Annotated in this window: 19 protein-coding genes and 1 pseudogene; 4 read left to right on the forward strand and 16 right to left on the reverse strand. The window is 38.5% G+C overall.

Going from position 1 to position 17,931, the window contains the following annotated elements; translation table 11 throughout:
• Window positions 1–442 precede the first annotated feature (442 nt).
• On the forward strand, window positions 443–1,633 hold the full coding sequence (locus PR699_RS11530) for a YgcG family protein (RefSeq protein ID WP_014657984.1): 1,191 nt from the start codon (window positions 443–445) through the stop codon (window positions 1,631–1,633).
• Window positions 1,634–1,817: 184 nt separating this feature from the next.
• On the opposite strand, the gene PR699_RS11535 is transcribed toward PR699_RS11530, so the two are convergent.
• The gene (locus PR699_RS11535; RefSeq protein WP_004918281.1) at window positions 1,818–2,576 is read right to left on the reverse strand and encodes a YnfC family lipoprotein; all 759 of its coding nucleotides are present in this window, start codon (window positions 2,574–2,576) and stop codon (window positions 1,818–1,820) included.
• Window positions 2,577–3,531: 955 nt separating this feature from the next.
• Here PR699_RS11535 and PR699_RS11540 point away from each other — a divergent pair.
• On the forward strand, window positions 3,532–3,912 hold the full coding sequence (locus PR699_RS11540) for a nitrogen fixation protein NifS (protein ID WP_072197195.1): 381 nt from the start codon (window positions 3,532–3,534) through the stop codon (window positions 3,910–3,912).
• 166 nt (window positions 3,913–4,078) lie between these two features.
• Here the strand turns inward: PR699_RS11540 and PR699_RS11545 are convergent, their stop codons facing one another.
• Together PR699_RS11545 and PR699_RS11550 are read right to left on the reverse strand one after the other, a co-directional pair.
• Entirely contained in the window at window positions 4,079–4,531 is a 453-nt protein-coding gene (locus PR699_RS11545; protein WP_014657982.1) for a hypothetical protein, read from the reverse strand.
• Window positions 4,532–5,268: 737 nt separating this feature from the next.
• Complete coding sequence (locus tag PR699_RS11550; RefSeq protein WP_014657981.1) at window positions 5,269–5,937, reverse strand: hypothetical protein; 669 nt, start codon at window positions 5,935–5,937, stop codon at window positions 5,269–5,271.
• Window positions 5,938–6,576: 639 nt separating this feature from the next.
• Here PR699_RS11550 and PR699_RS11555 point away from each other — a divergent pair.
• Together PR699_RS11555 and PR699_RS11560 are read left to right on the forward strand one after the other, a co-directional pair.
• Window positions 6,577–7,464, forward strand: coding sequence for a PhzF family phenazine biosynthesis protein (locus PR699_RS11555; protein WP_014657980.1), 888 nt, complete (start codon window positions 6,577–6,579; stop codon window positions 7,462–7,464).
• A gap of 284 nt (window positions 7,465–7,748) precedes the next feature.
• Window positions 7,749–8,153, forward strand: coding sequence for a DUF2251 domain-containing protein (locus PR699_RS11560; protein ID WP_004918269.1), 405 nt, complete (start codon window positions 7,749–7,751; stop codon window positions 8,151–8,153).
• A 377-nt stretch (window positions 8,154–8,530) separates the two neighbouring features.
• Here PR699_RS11560 and PR699_RS11565 read toward each other — a convergent pair.
• The 13 genes and pseudogenes from PR699_RS11565 to PR699_RS11625 all read right to left on the reverse strand — a co-directional run.
• Window positions 8,531–8,677: pseudogene (locus PR699_RS11565) on the reverse strand (phage antirepressor Ant); the annotation flags it as partial.
• Window positions 8,678–8,760: 83 nt separating this feature from the next.
• Window positions 8,761–9,627, reverse strand: coding sequence for a hypothetical protein (locus tag PR699_RS11570; protein WP_004918264.1), 867 nt, complete (start codon window positions 9,625–9,627; stop codon window positions 8,761–8,763).
• A 6-nt stretch (window positions 9,628–9,633) separates the two neighbouring features.
• Entirely contained in the window at window positions 9,634–10,164 is a 531-nt protein-coding gene (locus PR699_RS11575; RefSeq protein ID WP_004918261.1) for a fimbrial protein, read from the reverse strand.
• Window positions 10,165–10,182: 18 nt separating this feature from the next.
• Window positions 10,183–10,650: a fimbrial protein gene (locus PR699_RS11580; protein WP_223854715.1), complete on the reverse strand. Its 468-nt coding sequence runs from the start codon at window positions 10,648–10,650 to the stop codon at window positions 10,183–10,185.
• A gap of 53 nt (window positions 10,651–10,703) precedes the next feature.
• Window positions 10,704–11,201, reverse strand: a complete 498-nt coding sequence (locus PR699_RS11585) for a fimbrial protein (RefSeq protein ID WP_014657978.1) — start codon at window positions 11,199–11,201, stop codon at window positions 10,704–10,706.
• Window positions 11,202–11,211: 10 nt separating this feature from the next.
• Complete coding sequence (locus PR699_RS11590; RefSeq protein WP_014657977.1) at window positions 11,212–11,748, reverse strand: fimbrial protein; 537 nt, start codon at window positions 11,746–11,748, stop codon at window positions 11,212–11,214.
• A gap of 10 nt (window positions 11,749–11,758) precedes the next feature.
• Window positions 11,759–12,367, reverse strand: a complete 609-nt coding sequence (locus PR699_RS11595) for a fimbrial protein (RefSeq protein WP_014657976.1) — start codon at window positions 12,365–12,367, stop codon at window positions 11,759–11,761.
• Between the two features lie 34 nt (window positions 12,368–12,401).
• Window positions 12,402–13,184, reverse strand: coding sequence for a fimbria/pilus periplasmic chaperone (locus tag PR699_RS11600; protein WP_230084752.1), 783 nt, complete (start codon window positions 13,182–13,184; stop codon window positions 12,402–12,404).
• Window positions 13,185–13,253: 69 nt separating this feature from the next.
• A complete protein-coding gene (locus tag PR699_RS11605; protein ID WP_004918248.1) occupies window positions 13,254–15,923 on the reverse strand; it encodes an outer membrane usher protein in 2,670 nt (889 codons plus the stop codon).
• Window positions 15,924–16,014: 91 nt separating this feature from the next.
• Complete coding sequence (locus PR699_RS11610; RefSeq protein WP_014657974.1) at window positions 16,015–16,551, reverse strand: fimbrial protein; 537 nt, start codon at window positions 16,549–16,551, stop codon at window positions 16,015–16,017.
• Between the two features lie 67 nt (window positions 16,552–16,618).
• Window positions 16,619–17,155, reverse strand: a complete 537-nt coding sequence (locus tag PR699_RS11615; RefSeq protein WP_014657973.1) for a fimbrial protein — start codon at window positions 17,153–17,155, stop codon at window positions 16,619–16,621.
• Between the two features lie 179 nt (window positions 17,156–17,334).
• Window positions 17,335–17,565, reverse strand: a complete 231-nt coding sequence (locus PR699_RS11620; RefSeq protein ID WP_004918240.1) for a helix-turn-helix domain-containing protein — start codon at window positions 17,563–17,565, stop codon at window positions 17,335–17,337.
• A 10-nt stretch (window positions 17,566–17,575) separates the two neighbouring features.
• On the reverse strand, window positions 17,576–17,890 hold the full coding sequence (locus tag PR699_RS11625; RefSeq protein WP_004918238.1) for a helix-turn-helix domain-containing protein: 315 nt from the start codon (window positions 17,888–17,890) through the stop codon (window positions 17,576–17,578).
• Window positions 17,891–17,931 lie beyond the last annotated feature (41 nt).

Consider the following 17,931-nt stretch of genomic DNA (forward strand, 5'->3'; position numbering starts at 1 on the left):
ATTCACTTTATTCTTTATCCGTCTGTCACAATTCAATAACATTTCTGTATAAAATTTAATAAAGACGATAAATCTATTAAGTGCGAGAAAAAAATGTCCTAAATAGCAAGATAAGTTAAAGAATGTGAGTAATGTCACCTCGTTGCGATTAGAAATTAAGCTTTTGTTAGACAATATGTGAGCTTTGCTACTCAAGAGTTCAAGAGTAGCCTATTAACATTTAATGATATGAATGACAGGTTTTAACGAATATTCTTATTTTATCGGAACAATATTCAATGATTAAATTAATTTTAATTTAATCATTATTTCTCAAAACGCTATTCCATCCTATGAAAACGATTACAAATTAAATAAGATTATGTATTATTCAGTCAGTATATGCTGACGTTATATGACTATCGAATATAATGAAATTCACCCTTTCAGAAAGGATTCCACGATGATTGGCAAAATTCAGCAAACAAAACAATGGCTATGGGGATTGTTTTTCTTATTGTTCTCTATTCCCACTTTTGCGAATACACTTTCTATTCCCACGATGACCAGTCACGTCGTGGATGAAGCACATTTATTAACAACAGAACAGCGCGATAGTTTAGCTCGACGGTTAGCGCTATTTCAGCAACAAACTGGGTCGCAAATTGCCATTTTAATCGTAAAGAGTACTTCCCCATTAGATATTGAAAGCTATGCAGAAAAAGTATTCAATCAATGGAGGATTGGTCGTATAAATATTGATGACGGTGTTCTTTTACTCGTCGCTGTCAATGACCGTACAATGCGTATCGAGGTGGGTTATGGGTTAGAAGGGGCAATCAGCGATAGCCTTGCAAAGCGTATTTTAGAATATGATTTTATACCTGAATTTAAGCGCGGTAATTATGCAGGAGGTCTCAACCGTACTATTGATTCCCTAATCGCCTTAATAAAAAATGAGCCACTCCCTGACGCCAAAACTCCTAGCTTTTTTATTTCTAAACAACCTGCTCCCTTTGGTTTATTAGATGCTTCACTTGCTATCGTACTAGCGGCAAGCGCTTATATCTGGCTTTTTATCATATATCATCTTATTAAATTACATAAACTTAAGGCTGCAATTCCAATCGCTATCATTCTCTTGTTAACTGCTTACACTGGCGGCTTTAATAACCCCGCAGGTAATGGCATGAAGTTTGGAGAAGATTTTTTATATACAGAATTACCACGTTGGAGCCAATTCCTTTTTCTCAAAATACTACCCACCTGGATGGTGTTCATCCTCGCTTTCACTATGTTTGTTGCGATATTTCTACTTTTATTTTTGGCTGTTGCTATTATTTATAAAATACTTGGCCTCATTATTAAGTCAGAAAAAAAGCGTCTTTCGATTACTATTGCCTTCTTATTTACTGGTTTTATTTTTCTATTTGCACTCGTCATATCAGAAGGTGATTTTGTTATTTCATCCGTTATTTCAAGTAGTGTTGGTTGCATCATTGGCATTGGTCATTATTTTGGTTTTATCAATGTGTACATTGGTGGGAGCAATAATAATGGCCGAGGCGGCAGTGGTGGAAGCCGAGGCGGTGGCGGATTTAGCGGAGGTGGTGGCGGGAGCTCCGGTGGAGGCGGCTCTTCAGGGTCGTGGTAAATTTCCTTAAGACTACGCCATAGTAGCCATTCACGGGATACGCCTAACACGAGATTTCAAGTTAGGTTGCTAAAATAACAATTTATACCCTCTTATAACTGGCTTTTAAAAATTAAAAGCCAGTTATACTCTGAGAGGGCGATTCTTGGACACAGACTAAAGATCCTTTATAAAAATTTCGCTATCAATAGAATGACACTTCCGTCGTACTATCTTTGATTAACTTAATGTCCTGACCATTTTCATTTATTGTTAGTTCAAAATGACACTTATGTGCAATATTTTGGCTATTGTAATCACATTTAGAGTCTACTTGTAAAATAGTCTGACCTAACACACGAATTTTCATTAACAGATCAAATGGCTTAGTGATATCTTTCCCATATGTAATAATGGTTTCAGATATTACTTTATTATCTTTGTAATATTTTATCGTTGTTGGTAGTTTAAACTCATTATAATTATTTTCGCTAAACTTTGTTTTATTATCTGCCAATACAGAGCCGATAATAATCCCTTCTTTGTTATATCGATATATCAGTTTTCCATTATTATCCTTTCTTGATAATATCGTACAGTTATTACCGATTTCCATTTCTACAGGGCCATTATTATCCCTACCAACTAATTTATTTTTAACTCTCTCAACAAAGAGATAATTATGTACACCACTGAGGTATTCGTCCTTTTTTTGGTTTAAAGCAAAACTATCTATGCAGCCATCACGACCAATTTTTAACAATGACTCATAGTTAATAGACTTGTCTTTATTGTAAACGACGGACCTAATTTCTTTAACATTTCCTTTAACTGGATTAAAATCATAGAGTTGTGCCATGTTGAACACAACAGGATTATATTGTTGCTTTTGAAATGCCAAAGATTCAGAAGCGATAAAAAAAGTAATTAGCGGTGTAATTGCCAATAGGTATTTATTACTCATTTTTAATTTTATACCTCTAAACGACTTGTATGCTGTGGTTTATTTTCAATAATCATTAATTTAATTTATTATCAATATAATATTTTACATAAAAATCAGTTAGTTAATAAAAAACATTACACGTAATAATAGCATGTATGCCCCTAAATATGCTAATGGTAACCACCTAAATAAATAAGATTTATCTCATCTTTTCGAGCCATCCGATGAGCAAATTTGAGTAAAATTTAAGCAAAAAGACACTTGAATTAGGAAAAATAACTTTTAATTATATTATACTTACGAAATATTCCAAGCACTGTAAAAATATCTTTACTCTTATAAATCCGAAGTCATAGTATGCATAGAAACAGGTACTGTTGTTAAGGTTAAATGGCTTTAATTTTCACACCCCAGAATATTGATATAAGTAAAAATAACTATATTTTCATTTACTCACCATCAAGCGTAATAAAATAGCTTATCGCTCATCATTTAATTTGATAAAAAAATTACTACTCATTAACATAAATGTTCAATGCACAATCATTATAAATCGATAACATCAGAACATGTGCAAAGTGAGATGAGTGATGATGGCATAGCGACAAAATCATCCTTTCCGCAATTCCCCGTCTTATCACACACCAATCTATATCATACGGTACTTTTTATGGTCGAAGTGATTTGCGCAGTTCAGAAGATTAGGCACCTAAATGTGAAGAAATTGCCATCACACTATTCACCTCTTTATATGGCAATATGGCGCCACCCGACGTTCATAGATGAAGAGCACACCGAGGACACGTCTTGAGCGCTTATGTATCCCCTCTTTAGCTATAGAGGTGATGTTTTACAAGCAAAGGTCAAAAACAGTTATTTCAATCCATCAGTAGGGTTGAAACTAGCATAAATTTATATCAATGTTCCTAGTCAGTGTGGTACGTTTATATATTACGATATTGATAATTCAACAATGGAAAAGAAAAAAATATACTTTATCTATATGCCTAGCCCTATACTTGGCAGAAACCCTATACAAGGGGTAACAGGTTCCGGTATTTTCGGCGCTTTGTTTAATTTATATACCGAAGATAACTATATATTAGCCCTACAAAAAGCGATAGCACAGAAAAATTTAGACTGGCATGTTTACCGAGATGACACCGAATCAGATATAAAAAAACTTATTGAACAAGGTGCTAGACTTCTGGTCTGCGCCCCAGGTTTGAAATACATGTTTTATAGAAAAGGATTCGACAGAAAAAACATTATTTATCTCGACACTTTTGAATATGCGAATAATGTCACAACACCTGTTATAGATAGAATTGTCGAATTAGAAAATTTGCAGTGAATATACATTTATTCATCTTTATTTACGCATGTGGAAGTACCATACGCCATCTCTAAATCAACATATAAATGTACTGTTTTTTCAACAACATAAAACACCAACTCTATCAACACATCTATCATTAAGACCTTAAATTAAGGTTGTTTCTTAAGAAAATAAGAAGGAACTAGTTAAATTGAAAATACTGTTTCATTTTTTTTGAAAAACACAAAAATGCAGTTAACAGCAAACATAATGCAGTTTCCTCATACTTCCCCCAAAGTGCCCCCAACCTTTCAAGATCACTATCATAACGAATAGGACCTTCTGGGATGCTGGCCCACCCACCACTAAAATTAGAATATAAGAATGAAATAAGAAAACAAAACCATCCTAATAAGGTAAATATTCTGGCTAACCGATTTCTTTTAAATGATAAATACAAAGCAGCAACTTGAATGACTAATACTAATAACATGATTGCGTTAAGGAAGTAAGTTTCAATTTTCAAGTAAAGAGGAATGTTCATCTTGTAAACAACAAATAAAAAAGATGTGTTTTTTAAAAAATAAAACAAAAATGAAGATATATTAATTATAATAATTATCTGAATTATCCATAATGAAATAGGTTTTTTCACTTAATATCCTTATCAGCTTACGAAAAATTTTAGACAAGAATACAGGATATTTAACTTACTGTCACCATTTCGTATTTCATAACTTCCTTTCATTAGTGGGCTGTAATTTTTTCATAATCTAGCTTCAATAAATGATAACTTTCATATTGAGCCAGTACATTCCTATAACATTTTAATTATCGTTATTTGACCAAAGGAGTATAAAATCAATTAGATAACCTACTGACTGGCATTCATTTAATATGTTTAAAAAAGTCGCTAGGAAAGATTTTATTCCTCTGCCCCATAGGTCATTATCAGATTACGTTTAAAAACACCAAACTTACATCATCTATAAGATAACACGAAGATATAAGTATACTCTACAAGTGACGGCTATTTGTTGTTGTAAACTTCAAGTCATGACCTATAACAGAAGCCCATGTGGTAGATTTATAAGGCCACTTCACTATAGTGACCTTTTGTTAAACTCTCTGAAAATTATTTTTGCTCGCTTTTTTCAGTAGGATCAAACGGTAGACCGTTAGCAAAAATAAAGGATAAAGCAACAATCAAAAATGTAGCGACCACGAATAATTTGTCTATCACTTTTTTCATATCGATCCCCCTAGTTTTAATCTATCAAAAATTATGACAAGTTCTATGATTTAGCAAGTAGCCTTTCATTGAGACAGCATTAAAGAAGATATATGCCAATAAGCCCGTTGTACGGGCTGTTTGACGAAAATAACTTGACGCTAAAAATGACTTAATACTTCATATGTTATTGATTGTTCTGAGCTATCAAGCACTTTAATTTTTGCGCCTTTGTATGAAATAATATTACTTTTCTTTAAATCATACTGGATATCATTATTAAAGCCTTGGTTTTCAATATTAGAACCTATTTGCCTATAGCCTATATTTACAGAGTCACCATTTTTCCCATTGAAAATTAATGCTTCTTCAAAGGAATTTCCTGCAGGATTACTTAATTTCACCTTATCAAATTTAGCCTTATCGCTACAGATAAAGACATTAAATTCGGTGACGACACATAGCTCATGACTCTCTTTTTTTACTAATAATGAAGTCCATGGTTGCCCAATAACTTCAACGACCACACTACCAGAATCATTCGTATTCGTAGGCATATAAAAATCACCTTTATCGCTTTCCCCTACCTTTTTAAAGGTTCCTGGCGTCACTTTATAGGCTAAATCTATCTGAGTTGAATCGAGCACTTTGATCCCATCAATCTCACTAATTACTCCATCCCTTACTAAGGGTTGCCCAATACTTATCGTGTTTACAGTTCCTATTTTTGGCTCGCTCACCTTATGTGAAGAAGGGGTATAGTTATATTCCGTAACTGCGCATCCCGATAAGGCAACCATACAAACACATAAGACTGATAATTTTCTCATTTAACTAAATACCTATATGGACAGAATAATAAAATATTTTACATACCGAATGTTACATTTATTAATAATGACCAACAAGTTATTGTCGAGTAACAGTAAAATGCGATTATCTTTTACCACCTAGTTATTCTTAATATTGCAGTTAATCGATGATTTTACCCCACTCTTTCATAGCAAAATTCCATTTATGTTAATTAATATACCGACAAACAATATGATGAAAGAGGTGAGTGACGCTGATATTGAGTTAAACGTTCGTTGTGCTAGCTAATATTGCACCTCTCCCATAAATCGAGATGCTTTATATGTTACTTTAGCTGCACAAGTCCGAGCATTTTAGTTTTTACAAGCTTTCTTCCTAAAAAGATGATAGAAAGGGTTTCTGTCACAAGAATAAAAGGCTTGATGGTCAGAGAAAGCATTTAGCTGTCTGTGGCATTGAAAAATATCTGGGTATATTGGGGCAGAGGTTGCTTTGAAAATATTGGTACTTTTCCGAGCTACCGCAACGTCTATGTAATCTATTTTATGTTTTAGGCACGACACAAAAGCGACCATGCCCAACCTCACATTGAAGATATCCAACCTATTAACGATACACAAAACGTATAGAACCTATTTATTACACAGGAGCAGTTAATGCAAAACGAGGCAACATACTCGGTTGAGCACGGCGTCAAGGTATACCTTGTGAACTCATTTACCCAGAATAATTCTGGCGGTAATCCTGCTGGGGTGGTTCTCAATCCCCCAAACCTAAGCATTGCACAAAAAATAGCTATCGCACGTCAAGTTGGTTTTTCCGAGACTGCATTTGTCTATACTGGCGAGGAGACGGATTTTGAAGTGGATTTTTTCACATCGGAAGGGGAAGTCGATTTTTGCGGGCATGCAACACTAGCCGTTTTTTTCACTCTAGCCTCACTTAATTTGCTTACACCAGGCTCTTATACACAAAAAACCAAAGCTGGTATTCTAAACGTAACCGTCAGTCCTGACAGTATCGTTATGGATCAAGCTTTACCTATCACGCGGCATGGGCCTGATGTTGAAGATATCGCCGCTGCCATCGGTATACGGCCCGAGGCTATTACAGGAACTGGCTTTCCCATTGAAATCATTTCAACAGGTTTGCCTGATATCATCATTCCCGTGCAGGCTGGCCAATTAGATATTCTGTACCCCGATCATGACGCTATCGCAAACTTAAGTCGTGAATTCGGTACTATCGGTTTCCATGTCTTTGAGCTGAGCCACCATGCCCCCATCACGGCCCACTGCCGAAATTTTGCCCCTCTATATGGCATAGATGAAGAATCGGCAACTGGCAGTGCCAGCGGCGCGCTAGGGTGCTATTTGGTCAATCATGTCTTACCTAATGAAACTCACTTTCTGTTAGAGCAAGGGCGAGCAATGGGCTGTTCTTCGATGATCCAAGTGACGATTGATAGACAAGCACAGGCGATTCGTCGTGTTAGAGTTGGAGGGCAAGCCACGATGATTGGTACAAGAGTAATTAGTATTTAATCAAGCACATCACAATTATCGTCCAAGTAAACCGTCGATAACGTTTTGCACTAATGGAGAAACAGCCATAGGCATTTCCACTCATTACCAATTAAATTCAGGTATTAATAGATTTGAGCGATTATAATAAAATGAATCCCTAACAAAAACTGCCACCACTAAGACTAGCGCATTTATACATATGTAGGATTGTAAGATAAATATTTTTACATATGAAGAGCTTTTTCTATACTGAGTTTTGACAGTTTTTTTACTTTACAGGTGCATAAATTAAGGAACCGCATATGACAATACTAGTTACAGCTCAAGAGCAAATTATCGTGGGGCAGGAAAAAGTAATCGAAAGCTTGGCCCCTGAAGGTACATTTGCAGCTGTATTTGAAGATGATGGAGAAACAGGATACTTCTATGCGCTAGATGAATCTGCTGAAGGCAACCCAATTCAGGACGCCCTCCATATTTACAATGTAGAGGATATTTCAGATAGAAACATTCCATCTGATGTCAAAATTGGCTGGTCAGAAGATAGTCTTAAGTGCGTTCTGTTAATTAATAATTACCCACATGGTATATTTAATTTTGAGACTAAAAATGGGTATTGTCGTAGTGGTTTTCCGCCACCAACAAATCATAAATGGTCTATTTTAGGACACGAATGGAATGATACTGTTCATGATTTTTTTAAGTAACGCGTCTGGCATTTTTTAGTTATTACTTTTTAAAAAACGATATCTCAACTGTCCACTTCCCCTAAAATAAGATAGCTATAATTAGAGTTTCTGCCCAAAAATTACAGAAGCCGTTATGAAAACGTTCGTTTTACTGAAACGCAAATTGTCAGCAACTAGAAAATTCTAAATGGGTGTGTCTCAATTAGTAGGGAGTGGACATCGTCTGTATCGGCTTGGATTAAGCATATAATCAGAAAAGAATTACAAAGCCGTGGCATTGAGTTAAAGAACTGGCCGAATTGGGTAGCTAAATAGCTACCCTTTTTTATGGAGTCCGAAAACTCTACGAACTCCTCAACCAATGGCAAAGAATTATTAGTTTAGCAGGTGGTTCGTTAATTCTCCTCCAAACGTTGAGCTAACCAACGTTGTGCCAATTCAGTCAATTGATCCTTTCTTTGTACTGAGGGTGTATCTATATCAAGGAAAGCGCAATTACGAGCTTCTAAATAAGCCAGTAATTTCAATTGATCCGCACTCATACAATAAAAAGAACACTACCCCCATAACTACCAGTAAAGCTCAACTATCAAGTCAGTGAATTGGGTTCGAAGGTTTTGATTAACTAATTAAATGCAATAATGACGACTGCATTTCCAGTGTAATACCCAGGTGTTACCGTTCCTGATGCATGTAATTCAGAAGTGAATGTAAATGAATTCGCCGCATTATTTCCAGAAATGTTCATGTTCACGCCATTCCAGCCATTTTGATTGTTAATTAATGGATTTGAATAAAAGTTAGAAGTCGAATTTAAATATACATAACGCTCACCCGTGGTTGAACGAGCAAATAAATTGATATTTGTAGCCTGTGTACAAGTGATATTGCCAGAAACTGAGTTTGTTTTACCATTCAAACTTGTGTTACTGAGAGCCCCGTGATTAACAAAAGCAGGCAAAGAAATACTACATGTTTGATTTGTAGGTGGGATTTTACCACAGACGCTACCTGGCCACTGGATTGCATTCCTAACGCCTGGGGTTGGTTTATGGTTAACATAGAATAATCCAATACAAGTTGCATTTGGGCTATCAATGACAAACGATGCACGATAAGGAATTCCTTTTGCGCTACGAAAAGCCGCTGCGACTTCTTCCGCTGTTCGATACTGGTTAATTCGAATGCAGTTACCATAATCTAAGCAAGATCCACTCAACGACGGCGCACCAGATGCATACAGAACATCAGGGCCTACCCAACATTCGGTTGATCCATAACAAGGGTTAGTAACACCACTTGCTTCACTCCAAGAAAGAATGTCCATCGCAACACGAGGCCAAGCTCCAGAGGTCATACTCACAGGCATTACATACGCAATCGCATTGGCAGGGCGAGAAGGAAATAGAGACGCTAATGCGATGATTAATAATAAAATACTCAAACGGCTTGTATTTAACATTCCGTATATTTTTGCTTTTTTCGCATACATAATGATTTACTCATAATCTAATTTGAACGTGGCACTCGCAGCCCATGAACCAAGCACAATTGATTTATTTTGCAATGCAACTGGCTCAGCTCTCACATACGCTTGAAATCGTAGGTCATTATTATTTCCGGCATACAACCCTTGGGTATAACTGCCACTATTAATTTTGATTGCCGTACCGGAAATACTTTCAATACCAACCGCCACACCTGTTGCTTGGCTTCCAGCATCTAACGCTAATAAACCAGGTAAAGCCAAACTTTCTGCGCCCATAAATGTGACTTTCACTTCATGGCCTAATGCTAAATCGCAATTGATTAAGCGAATGGTAAAAGGCTGGCTATTTGTTTGAGTATTCAAATACAGGTATTTATCCACTATCGTACCGAAATCTAATTCAATCGATTCGTCGCCAGGATAAACGTCACAAGCATCTTCAATTAGCGTGCCATCAAATTCCACATTTGCAGAAAAAGTGGCAGTGACCCCCAAAAACCATAAGCCAAAGGCAAAGCTCATATTACGTTTAATATTCATAGTTATGACTGCCGCCTCCTATTCAAAAATAATGGTTAACGTGCCTGATGCAGTAAAATTATCCCCTACGAGCTCGCTTCCTGATCGCATGACAGGAACTGCTGAAAGGGATGGTAGTGAAGCCGCATTAATCAAAAAGGGTTCATTCAATGGTTGAGGTTGGCCATTTTTCTGAATTTGAATTCCTAATTTGCCATTATTCAACGGTGTCACCGTTCTTAATGTCGCATTATCAAATCCACTTCCCGCAGGTGTTCCTCCGAATATCAAGCTGATATCCCACGGTTGTGTCATATCGCCAACACAATTTAATTGAAAAGGAATAGGTTGCTTGAAGGCGGTACCATTGATTTTTCGTACACCGACTTTACCAAATGAAACTTTTATCGGGTCGTCATGGCTTAATTGGCAAACAGGAGGAATAATTAACGTGCCATCAAATGCCCAAGCCCAATTTGCTTGCGCTGAAGATATGGACATCACCATTATAAATCCTGCCATCCAATGCTTAATTTGATTGTTATTCCACATAATCATTCTCACTGATACTCAATTTTCAGTGTTGCCAGCGCTGTAAAAAATCCGCCATCGGTATTCGTAAAATTGGCATCACTGTTTTTTACTGGAGCAACCTCCAAGGTTGGCAGCGCTGTATATAACACATTGAAAGGCTGGTTAATAACTTGCTTAGCATTGTTCACATAAAAGGAAAGCCCGAGTTTTGGGTTACTCGTTTTTAATGCGCCATTGCTATTAAATGATGTTCCATCGCCGACAAGCGTGAGCTTTATAGCGTTTTTCGCTAGATTTGTGCAGCTGAGTCTCATTGGTACAGTACGCTTGTATTGAACTCCATCGATACGTGGAAGCAATATATCGCCAAAATGTATAGTTTCTTGCTGGTTGTTATTCAAAATGCACACGGGCGGTGTCACCAATAATCGACCTTTTAGCTGGATACCAAGTGTTGCTGCTTGGCTTTGGCTAAACAGGCTAAGAATCATGCAGACCGAGAGAAGATAACGGAATAATTTCATTGATATCATCCTATTGGTAATCCAATACCATCGTGAGATTGCCCGTAAAATCCCCACCTGATGTTAAGTTTACGCCTGTAGGTTTAACAGGGACGGCATACAAAGCAGGCGAACTCCCATAATTAAAATTGAATGTCGCACCATTACTAAGGCGGGTTCCATCACGGTAAATGGCAATACCTAAATTCGGGAGATTGGTCGTCACGGATGACTCACCATTAATTTGCCTATCAGTCCATTTCAGCGTCATCTTTAATGTATTCTTATATAAGCCATTACATATCAAGTTATAATTAATAGGTGAGCGCCCATAAGCACCATCAATCTTTGCCTGATGTATATCGCCAAAATCTACAGAGGTCGTTGTTGCACCGCCAAGGGTACATTCCGGCTCACCGTATACCGTCACGCGAATTTGGATATTAGAGCTTAGATTTGCAGCGATAGCATTGTAAGAAAAGCTGAGTGAAATCAGAGTACCAAAGAGAATTACCTCAGCTAGAACACACGCTTTCAAGCCTATAGTAAAAAAATAAGCTCCTCTCATCTCCATGCTCCTATTCATAACTTACCTGAAATCTAATTAACGCCTGATAAGCTCCAGCATTTAGTTGAGCAGAGGTACGTACTGGCGTTACATAGTAAGTTAATTGGTTTTGCCCAGGTGAAACCAACTGTGGTGTACTGTACTCACCTAAGTTAATTGGTGAACCCGCTGCATCACTTAATTGCAGGCCAACCCCCTGAACACCGATAACAGCTGCCAAGCGCGGGTCTTGAATATCTATAGGAGCCAAAAAGCGGACCTTCATTGACGGCATTTGTTGGCTCCACAAAAGATTCCCCTGTGCAGTGCGGCTGCGGCTTTCACCACTTAAACAATCCTCTAAACGCAGCTCAATCGCAACAGGGTTACCTGTTTGCCCGACATGCTGAAGCTGTCCTGTTCCCACAGTACCTAAATTAATAGTTTGATATGCTGATAACATTGCTAAACGACAAGCACTTTCCGTCAAGGCTCCATGGACATATAGCGAGCCATGTGAACCATCTACATCCCAGTTATCAACTTTATTTAGGGCTGTTCCCATCGCCATGTTACTGAATAAATTCAGCGCTAAACTTCCTAAGCCCACATAACGGAGCATCCTGCTTGTGTTTGTCATGATATTCTCCTGCTATCTCATCGCGCATTTCAAATCAGTCTATTTTTTTTTCAGGTACCACATGGCAGCTATTTCCCTGACATGTAAACGACAGTGTTGGACGACCACCGTAATCATTGATATAGGTCAGCACAGGTTTATTACCTAATGCGTCTGCACTGACGTTCAGTGCTTTGCTGCTTTTTGGTGCCACCATCACTGGCTCAAACCCTGCGACCGTTTGTCCATTTTTGTTGGGAACAGCATCGACAAAAGAAACGTAATAGGCAGTTGGGTTATTAATCGTATACTGGTTACCCTGACGCGTAAGAGTTACTTTTTCCTGCCATGGGTTATCCATTTGCTCACGTGTCGGAATGATTGCTTTCGGTCTATAAAACAATTTGATACGTGTCTGTAACGCCAGTTGCAGTGTATTGGGCTTATCACTTTTTGGTGGAATCTCACGCAAATTAAAGTAATACACGGATTCTCTGTCTTGCGGCAGTGCAGCAGCACTTGGCAGCGCTTGGATTTTGATTTGGCTTTTTGCCCCTGGTTCAACACGCTGCACCGGTGGCAATACCGTAAATGGGTCGCTTATTTTTTCACCTTTCTCATTCTCCACCCAACCTTGAGCGAGATAAGGTAATTGTTTGTTTTCATTACTGATATTTAAACTGATCGATTTTTCGTCTCCTGTAATAATCGCTCGAGTTCTGTCTAAGGCAACTGCTGCTTGAGCAGAAGATAGCGTTGTTGAAGTCAACACAACGCTAGCCAATGCGAATACTGCTCTATGGGCATTTTTTTTGTTCATCAATTTGTTTTTCATCATGTTATTCATCATATTGTTATCTTCTATGGTTAAGGAACACTCATCGCTCTTTGCGTACCACCATTTTTATTATTTTTGTAACCAGCGACTTAGTTCCTTTGGCGCCGTTCTTTCAACAACAGGCACAACAAGTTCTGCTGTTTTCGGCATTGCTTCTAATGCACGACTGGCTGATTGTGTCTTTATGGTCGCTGGCGATGCGGCTTTTGCTCCCGGTTTGTGGCACGGTAGTAACCAGCTTGCCTGTAAATAATCATCTTCTGGCAAGGTATTAGGGAGTGTGATTTCACACTGCACTTGGTCATCCCAACGAACTTGCAAGGTATCTTTTGCATTTAAACCAGTGAGATAGGTATTTCCATCATCACCCACCATACCGACTTGCTGACCACGACCGTTTAAGACTATTGCTCCGAAAGGTGGTGTACTATTGTCCGATAGCCTTAACAACGCCATCGCACTGTTTCCTGCGACAACATCAAATTGACGGTAGCCAATTGCCCCTTCTGTTAAAGTGCCTTGCTTTATAGATTGAGACACTTGTGCTTCATCTGGTAATGCATTCAAATCAACGCTAATTTGGTTGCGGTAATAGCTATTCACGTCACTAATAACGGCTTGTCCAAAGCGGTTGGTACGTACAATGGAGCCGTAACCACGTAATGGGATATTAGGCACACCATCGGTATCAACAAATATGCGAGTACCACCAATTTGACTACCACGATGTAGTACGGCACCTTTCTCTGTTGCGGTGAAACCACCTTGCAAAGAGAACCCTGCAGATCGATAACGGTCTTGTTGGTAAGTTGCGTTTGCGTTGAGCTGTGCTAAGTCTCCCTGATGAGTGTAATAGCCACTCACGAGCGCACCTGAACGCGCCCATCCGGTACTTAGCTGATAGTTATTTCTCTCATCGATGGTACTGTAGTAACTCACACGCTGTGAGTTATCATTTTTATCCCAACTACTGTTATAACTAACGGAGCTTTTTTCACCCCAAGGCACTGTGAGTGACGCATATACGCCATCATCATTACTTTCACGATAACGATTTCGATAGGCCGTCAAGTTGAGGCTAAGATTCTTCCATTTACCAATATCAAAATAGCGTGCTAACGAAATACTATAGCGGTCGTTATCGGGTTGATCCCAATAGGTTTGATGGTAATAGTTGATGAACGCACTCAGCCCTAACTCTGAAAACTGTTGGTTATAAGAGATGGTATACATTTCTTTGCTGTTGTATTGGCGAGCACCTGTTTCCTGCGCATCCAAATACTCAGACATACTCATAAAACCTTGCTCAGAGAATCGATATCCTGCAAATGTCACTTGGCTGTTATAGGTATCAAAACGTTTAGAGTAACTTAAACGATACGAGCTCCCACGATACGTTTTATCGTCAATACCACTTAAGTTGGTTAAATGTGCCCGAGCATGAGTGACATCAAATGACAATGCACCGAATACCATTAAGTCACGACCAATCCCTATAGCCGCGGATGCATAGTTTTCTGCACCAATTCCACCACCATACAGTGACCAGCCGTTGTTAACCCCCCAAGAGAATTCGCCACTTGCAAAGGTATCGCCACTAACATGATGGCGCCAATTTGTTGGGCGCCCTGCGGCTAATTTGTAACGCAGTTGCCCCGGGCGTGTTAAATACGGAACACTTGCAGTATTTACAGTGAAATTCTGTGTTGAGCCGTCTTGTTCTTTAACTTCAACATCGATTTGCCCAGCTAATGCATCATTTAGGTCTTGGATACGAAATGGGCCCGCAGCGACTTGAGTTTGATAAATAATGCGTCCTTGTTGGCTCACGATGACGGTTGCATTACTTTTTGCTACCCCAGTAATTTCTGGTGCGTATCCACGTAGATTAGGTGGTAGCATATTGGTATCGGTAATCAGGCTAAGCCCTGTAAACCTGAAACTATCAAAAATATCAGAGGTTAAATAATCCTCACCTAAGGTGAGTTTTGCGCCTAAGGATTTGATTGCTCGGTAGACATAATAACGAGTCCAATCTAGTGATGTGGTCGTGCTTTGCCCTTGTTGCTTATCAATACGCATTTGCCAGTCAGCACGAACACGCCAAGCACCCAAGTTAACACCAGCAACCCCATTACCGCTGGTACTGTAGTTAGTTTGTTGTCCTGAGCGGGTTTGTTGGCCCACTTGTGCATTTAAGTTGTAATCAAACAATGCGCCGGGTAATCCTTCTTCCCAGCGTGCAGGAGGATCCCAATTCTCAGCGGTATATTCGAGGTAGGCTTGCGGCAAACTAATATACATAGCCGAAGTCGCAAGGTCGGCTTTAACTTCAGTTCCAGGCAAACTTTCAAGTGATAAACACTGTCCTTCGTGCCACCACTTCAATGTCGACATCAATTCAGGTTTGATACCGAATTTTTCAACTAAAGCAGGACTCAGGCAAGGGAGGCTTTCATTCGACTCACCTTCAGGTGCATAGTAAAAGACAGTTTCTTCCGGCATGCTTTGCTTGTTTAAGAAGACCGTAAAACTGTATTCACCAGGCATGAGATAGCCTGGACGCGCAAATTGGCTTAGATCAATGTTGTTACGATCATTGACGTCTAGCATATCCATATTAAATGTAATATCGGATGCGTGACCACCAAAGCTAATAGCCAACGCGACTAAAAGCCCTAATCTGCAAGGCCGAGTTATCTGTAACACAGGCGTGTGAATGAAATTCAGGGTCATCATCTCGACCTTCTTTTGCGTTCTTTTATCCGTAATGTCATTTCGCTCACGAAGCTCATCCTACAAAGGGAGTTTCATTTATAAGAGGAACCGACTATTCATAATCCAGTTTGAAACGTAATTGACTGTAGTATTGGCCTGATACCAATGGGCGGTTATTCGCCACCAACCGTAGCCGATAGGTGAGATCTTTTGTTCCAGCTGTTAGTGCGCTCACTGACATTCCTTGGCCTGGTATGGCAATTTCACCATCTCCCTCACGTTGAATTTGTAATCCAACACCTTGAGCTTGTCCGTTTACACCAAATAACCCCCTGTCATGGGAGCCATCGAATGTTACGCGAAAGTATTGCCAATTCGGTTTGTCAGGATTTTGGCGTTCAAGAACACAATTCACTAATCGGATAACAAAAGGGCGAGCCGGTCCTTGTCCATCACGGCGAATTTGAGTCAGTGCAATACTTCCCATATCAATAGTTTGATCACGGCTGCCGACATCAATTGCACATGCTGTTTCAATAATGCTTCCATTCATACTCACTGAGCCTTGAGCATGTGCAGTTGATACCGCAGTCAACGTGCCTATACTTAAGATCAATGAAAACACTCCACTGGTTATCGAATGATTCATTGCTTCCTCTCTTACACCCAATTCAGTCGGAATGAACCAACAAATTAATTTGTTGGCTCAAGATGAATTACTCGTAAGACAAAGTGAAATCCGCTACTGAGCTAAAGTCACCGGCAGTGATAGTGTCGATATCGCCACCATTACCTTTTAAGTAAGCAGCGAAATTCAGTGTGTTGTTACCATTTTGAATTTGTTGGAATGGTGTAGCTGTTCCTAAAGTCACCACATTGCCGCTACCATTAGTGATCTGAACACCAGCGCCAGCACCAGTACCAACAATACCCAGTGTTTTATTGGTATTGTCGAAAGATGCAGCAGCACCACTAAAGGTTAATTGAACACCTTTAGCCAGTTTAGTGATATCACAATTATCTAAAGTGATTTCGAATGGACGTGGAGTTGATTTACCGCCATCAACTAATGCCATGTTAGAAATTTGGCCTAATTCAACTGTTTGGTCGATTGAGTTAGGAGAGATTGAGCATGGTGCATCGATAATAGCGCCTTTGAACGTTATTTTACCGTGGCCTTGATCCGCTGCATTTGCTGCAGAAGCTAATCCCAGAGCCATAAAAGTTGCCATTGCAATAGATTTCATTTTCATGAATATAAAGTCCTATGTTTTTTGTTAAATAAAGAATGAGTGTCAATTTTTATTGCTCATTGCTCATTGCAGACACTCTATTTGCAATGAACTGGAAAAAAGCAGAGCACTAGCATTTGATTTAAAAAAATCAAATGCTAAAAATTAAAATTTAATTATTAATAATTAAAATAACATATTTAGTCTTCTATCAAAAAAACTTGAATTGGTACTTTAAATAACTCAGATAATTGAGAAAGAAAATCAATATTAATATGGTTAACTCCTGATTCATAACGGGAAATTTGCTGCTGACTTACGCCGATATATCTCCCTAACTCCTCAGCAGTTAAATTCATTTCTTTTCTGTATCTTTTTATTTTCTTTCCTACAATAATATTAAATGTTGGTTTTATTATATTTCCTGACATAAGGTTAAGCCTATTTCATAAATTGACTAGTTCCAGAAAACCATCCTTCAGCTTTAAAATAACATTCCATATTATGGATATAATTTATTGAGTTATTTTGAAATCCAACGCCATCTAATAAACAATTAATATCAATATCAAGCGAGTTCGCAATTTGCTTAATCTGCTCTAGGTGTAGTCGAATAACTCCGCGCTCAATACGTGAAACATGTTGCTGAGAGCATAAAAGTAAATCAGCTAACTCAGAACCACTTAGCCCTTTAGCTCGGCGAGCTTTATGTATATTGCTCCCAACAATTTCTTTAGGAGATAAGTTAGATTGCATAAAATCCTCCTCATGAAACTGAATGATTTACTAATTTAACT

The sequence above is a fragment of the Providencia sp. PROV268 genome (genome assembly GCF_028477805.1).
Classification (GTDB): Bacteria; Pseudomonadota; Gammaproteobacteria; order Enterobacterales; family Enterobacteriaceae; genus Providencia; species Providencia stuartii.

Bases quoted from the DNA above. Each gene is read 5' to 3' on its own strand.
- PR699_RS11530 (WP_014657984.1), top strand. From the start codon at position 443: ATGATTGGCAAAATTCAGCAAACAAAACAATGGCTATGGGGATTGTTT.
- PR699_RS11535 (WP_004918281.1), bottom strand. From the start codon at position 2,576: ATGAGTAATAAATACCTATTGGCAATTACACCGCTAATTACTTTTTTT.
- PR699_RS11540 (WP_072197195.1), top strand. From the start codon at position 3,532: ATGGAAAAGAAAAAAATATACTTTATCTATATGCCTAGCCCTATACTT.
- PR699_RS11550 (WP_014657981.1), bottom strand. From the start codon at position 5,937: ATGAGAAAATTATCAGTCTTATGTGTTTGTATGGTTGCCTTATCGGGA.
- PR699_RS11555 (WP_014657980.1), top strand. From the start codon at position 6,577: ATGCAAAACGAGGCAACATACTCGGTTGAGCACGGCGTCAAGGTATAC.
- PR699_RS11560 (WP_004918269.1), top strand. From the start codon at position 7,749: ATGACAATACTAGTTACAGCTCAAGAGCAAATTATCGTGGGGCAGGAA.
- PR699_RS11570 (WP_004918264.1), bottom strand. From the start codon at position 9,627: ATGTATGCGAAAAAAGCAAAAATATACGGAATGTTAAATACAAGCCGT.
- PR699_RS11575 (WP_004918261.1), bottom strand. From the start codon at position 10,164: ATGAATATTAAACGTAATATGAGCTTTGCCTTTGGCTTATGGTTTTTG.
- PR699_RS11580 (WP_223854715.1), bottom strand. From the start codon at position 10,650: ATGGTGATGTCCATATCTTCAGCGCAAGCAAATTGGGCTTGGGCATTT.
- PR699_RS11585 (WP_014657978.1), bottom strand. From the start codon at position 11,201: ATGAAATTATTCCGTTATCTTCTCTCGGTCTGCATGATTCTTAGCCTG.
- PR699_RS11590 (WP_014657977.1), bottom strand. From the start codon at position 11,748: ATGAGAGGAGCTTATTTTTTTACTATAGGCTTGAAAGCGTGTGTTCTA.
- PR699_RS11595 (WP_014657976.1), bottom strand. From the start codon at position 12,367: ATGACAAACACAAGCAGGATGCTCCGTTATGTGGGCTTAGGAAGTTTA.
- PR699_RS11600 (WP_230084752.1), bottom strand. From the start codon at position 13,184: ATGATGAAAAACAAATTGATGAACAAAAAAAATGCCCATAGAGCAGTA.
- PR699_RS11605 (WP_004918248.1), bottom strand. From the start codon at position 15,923: ATGATGACCCTGAATTTCATTCACACGCCTGTGTTACAGATAACTCGG.
- PR699_RS11610 (WP_014657974.1), bottom strand. From the start codon at position 16,551: ATGAATCATTCGATAACCAGTGGAGTGTTTTCATTGATCTTAAGTATA.
- PR699_RS11615 (WP_014657973.1), bottom strand. From the start codon at position 17,155: ATGAAAATGAAATCTATTGCAATGGCAACTTTTATGGCTCTGGGATTA.
- PR699_RS11620 (WP_004918240.1), bottom strand. From the start codon at position 17,565: ATGTCAGGAAATATAATAAAACCAACATTTAATATTATTGTAGGAAAG.
- PR699_RS11625 (WP_004918238.1), bottom strand. From the start codon at position 17,890: ATGCAATCTAACTTATCTCCTAAAGAAATTGTTGGGAGCAATATACAT.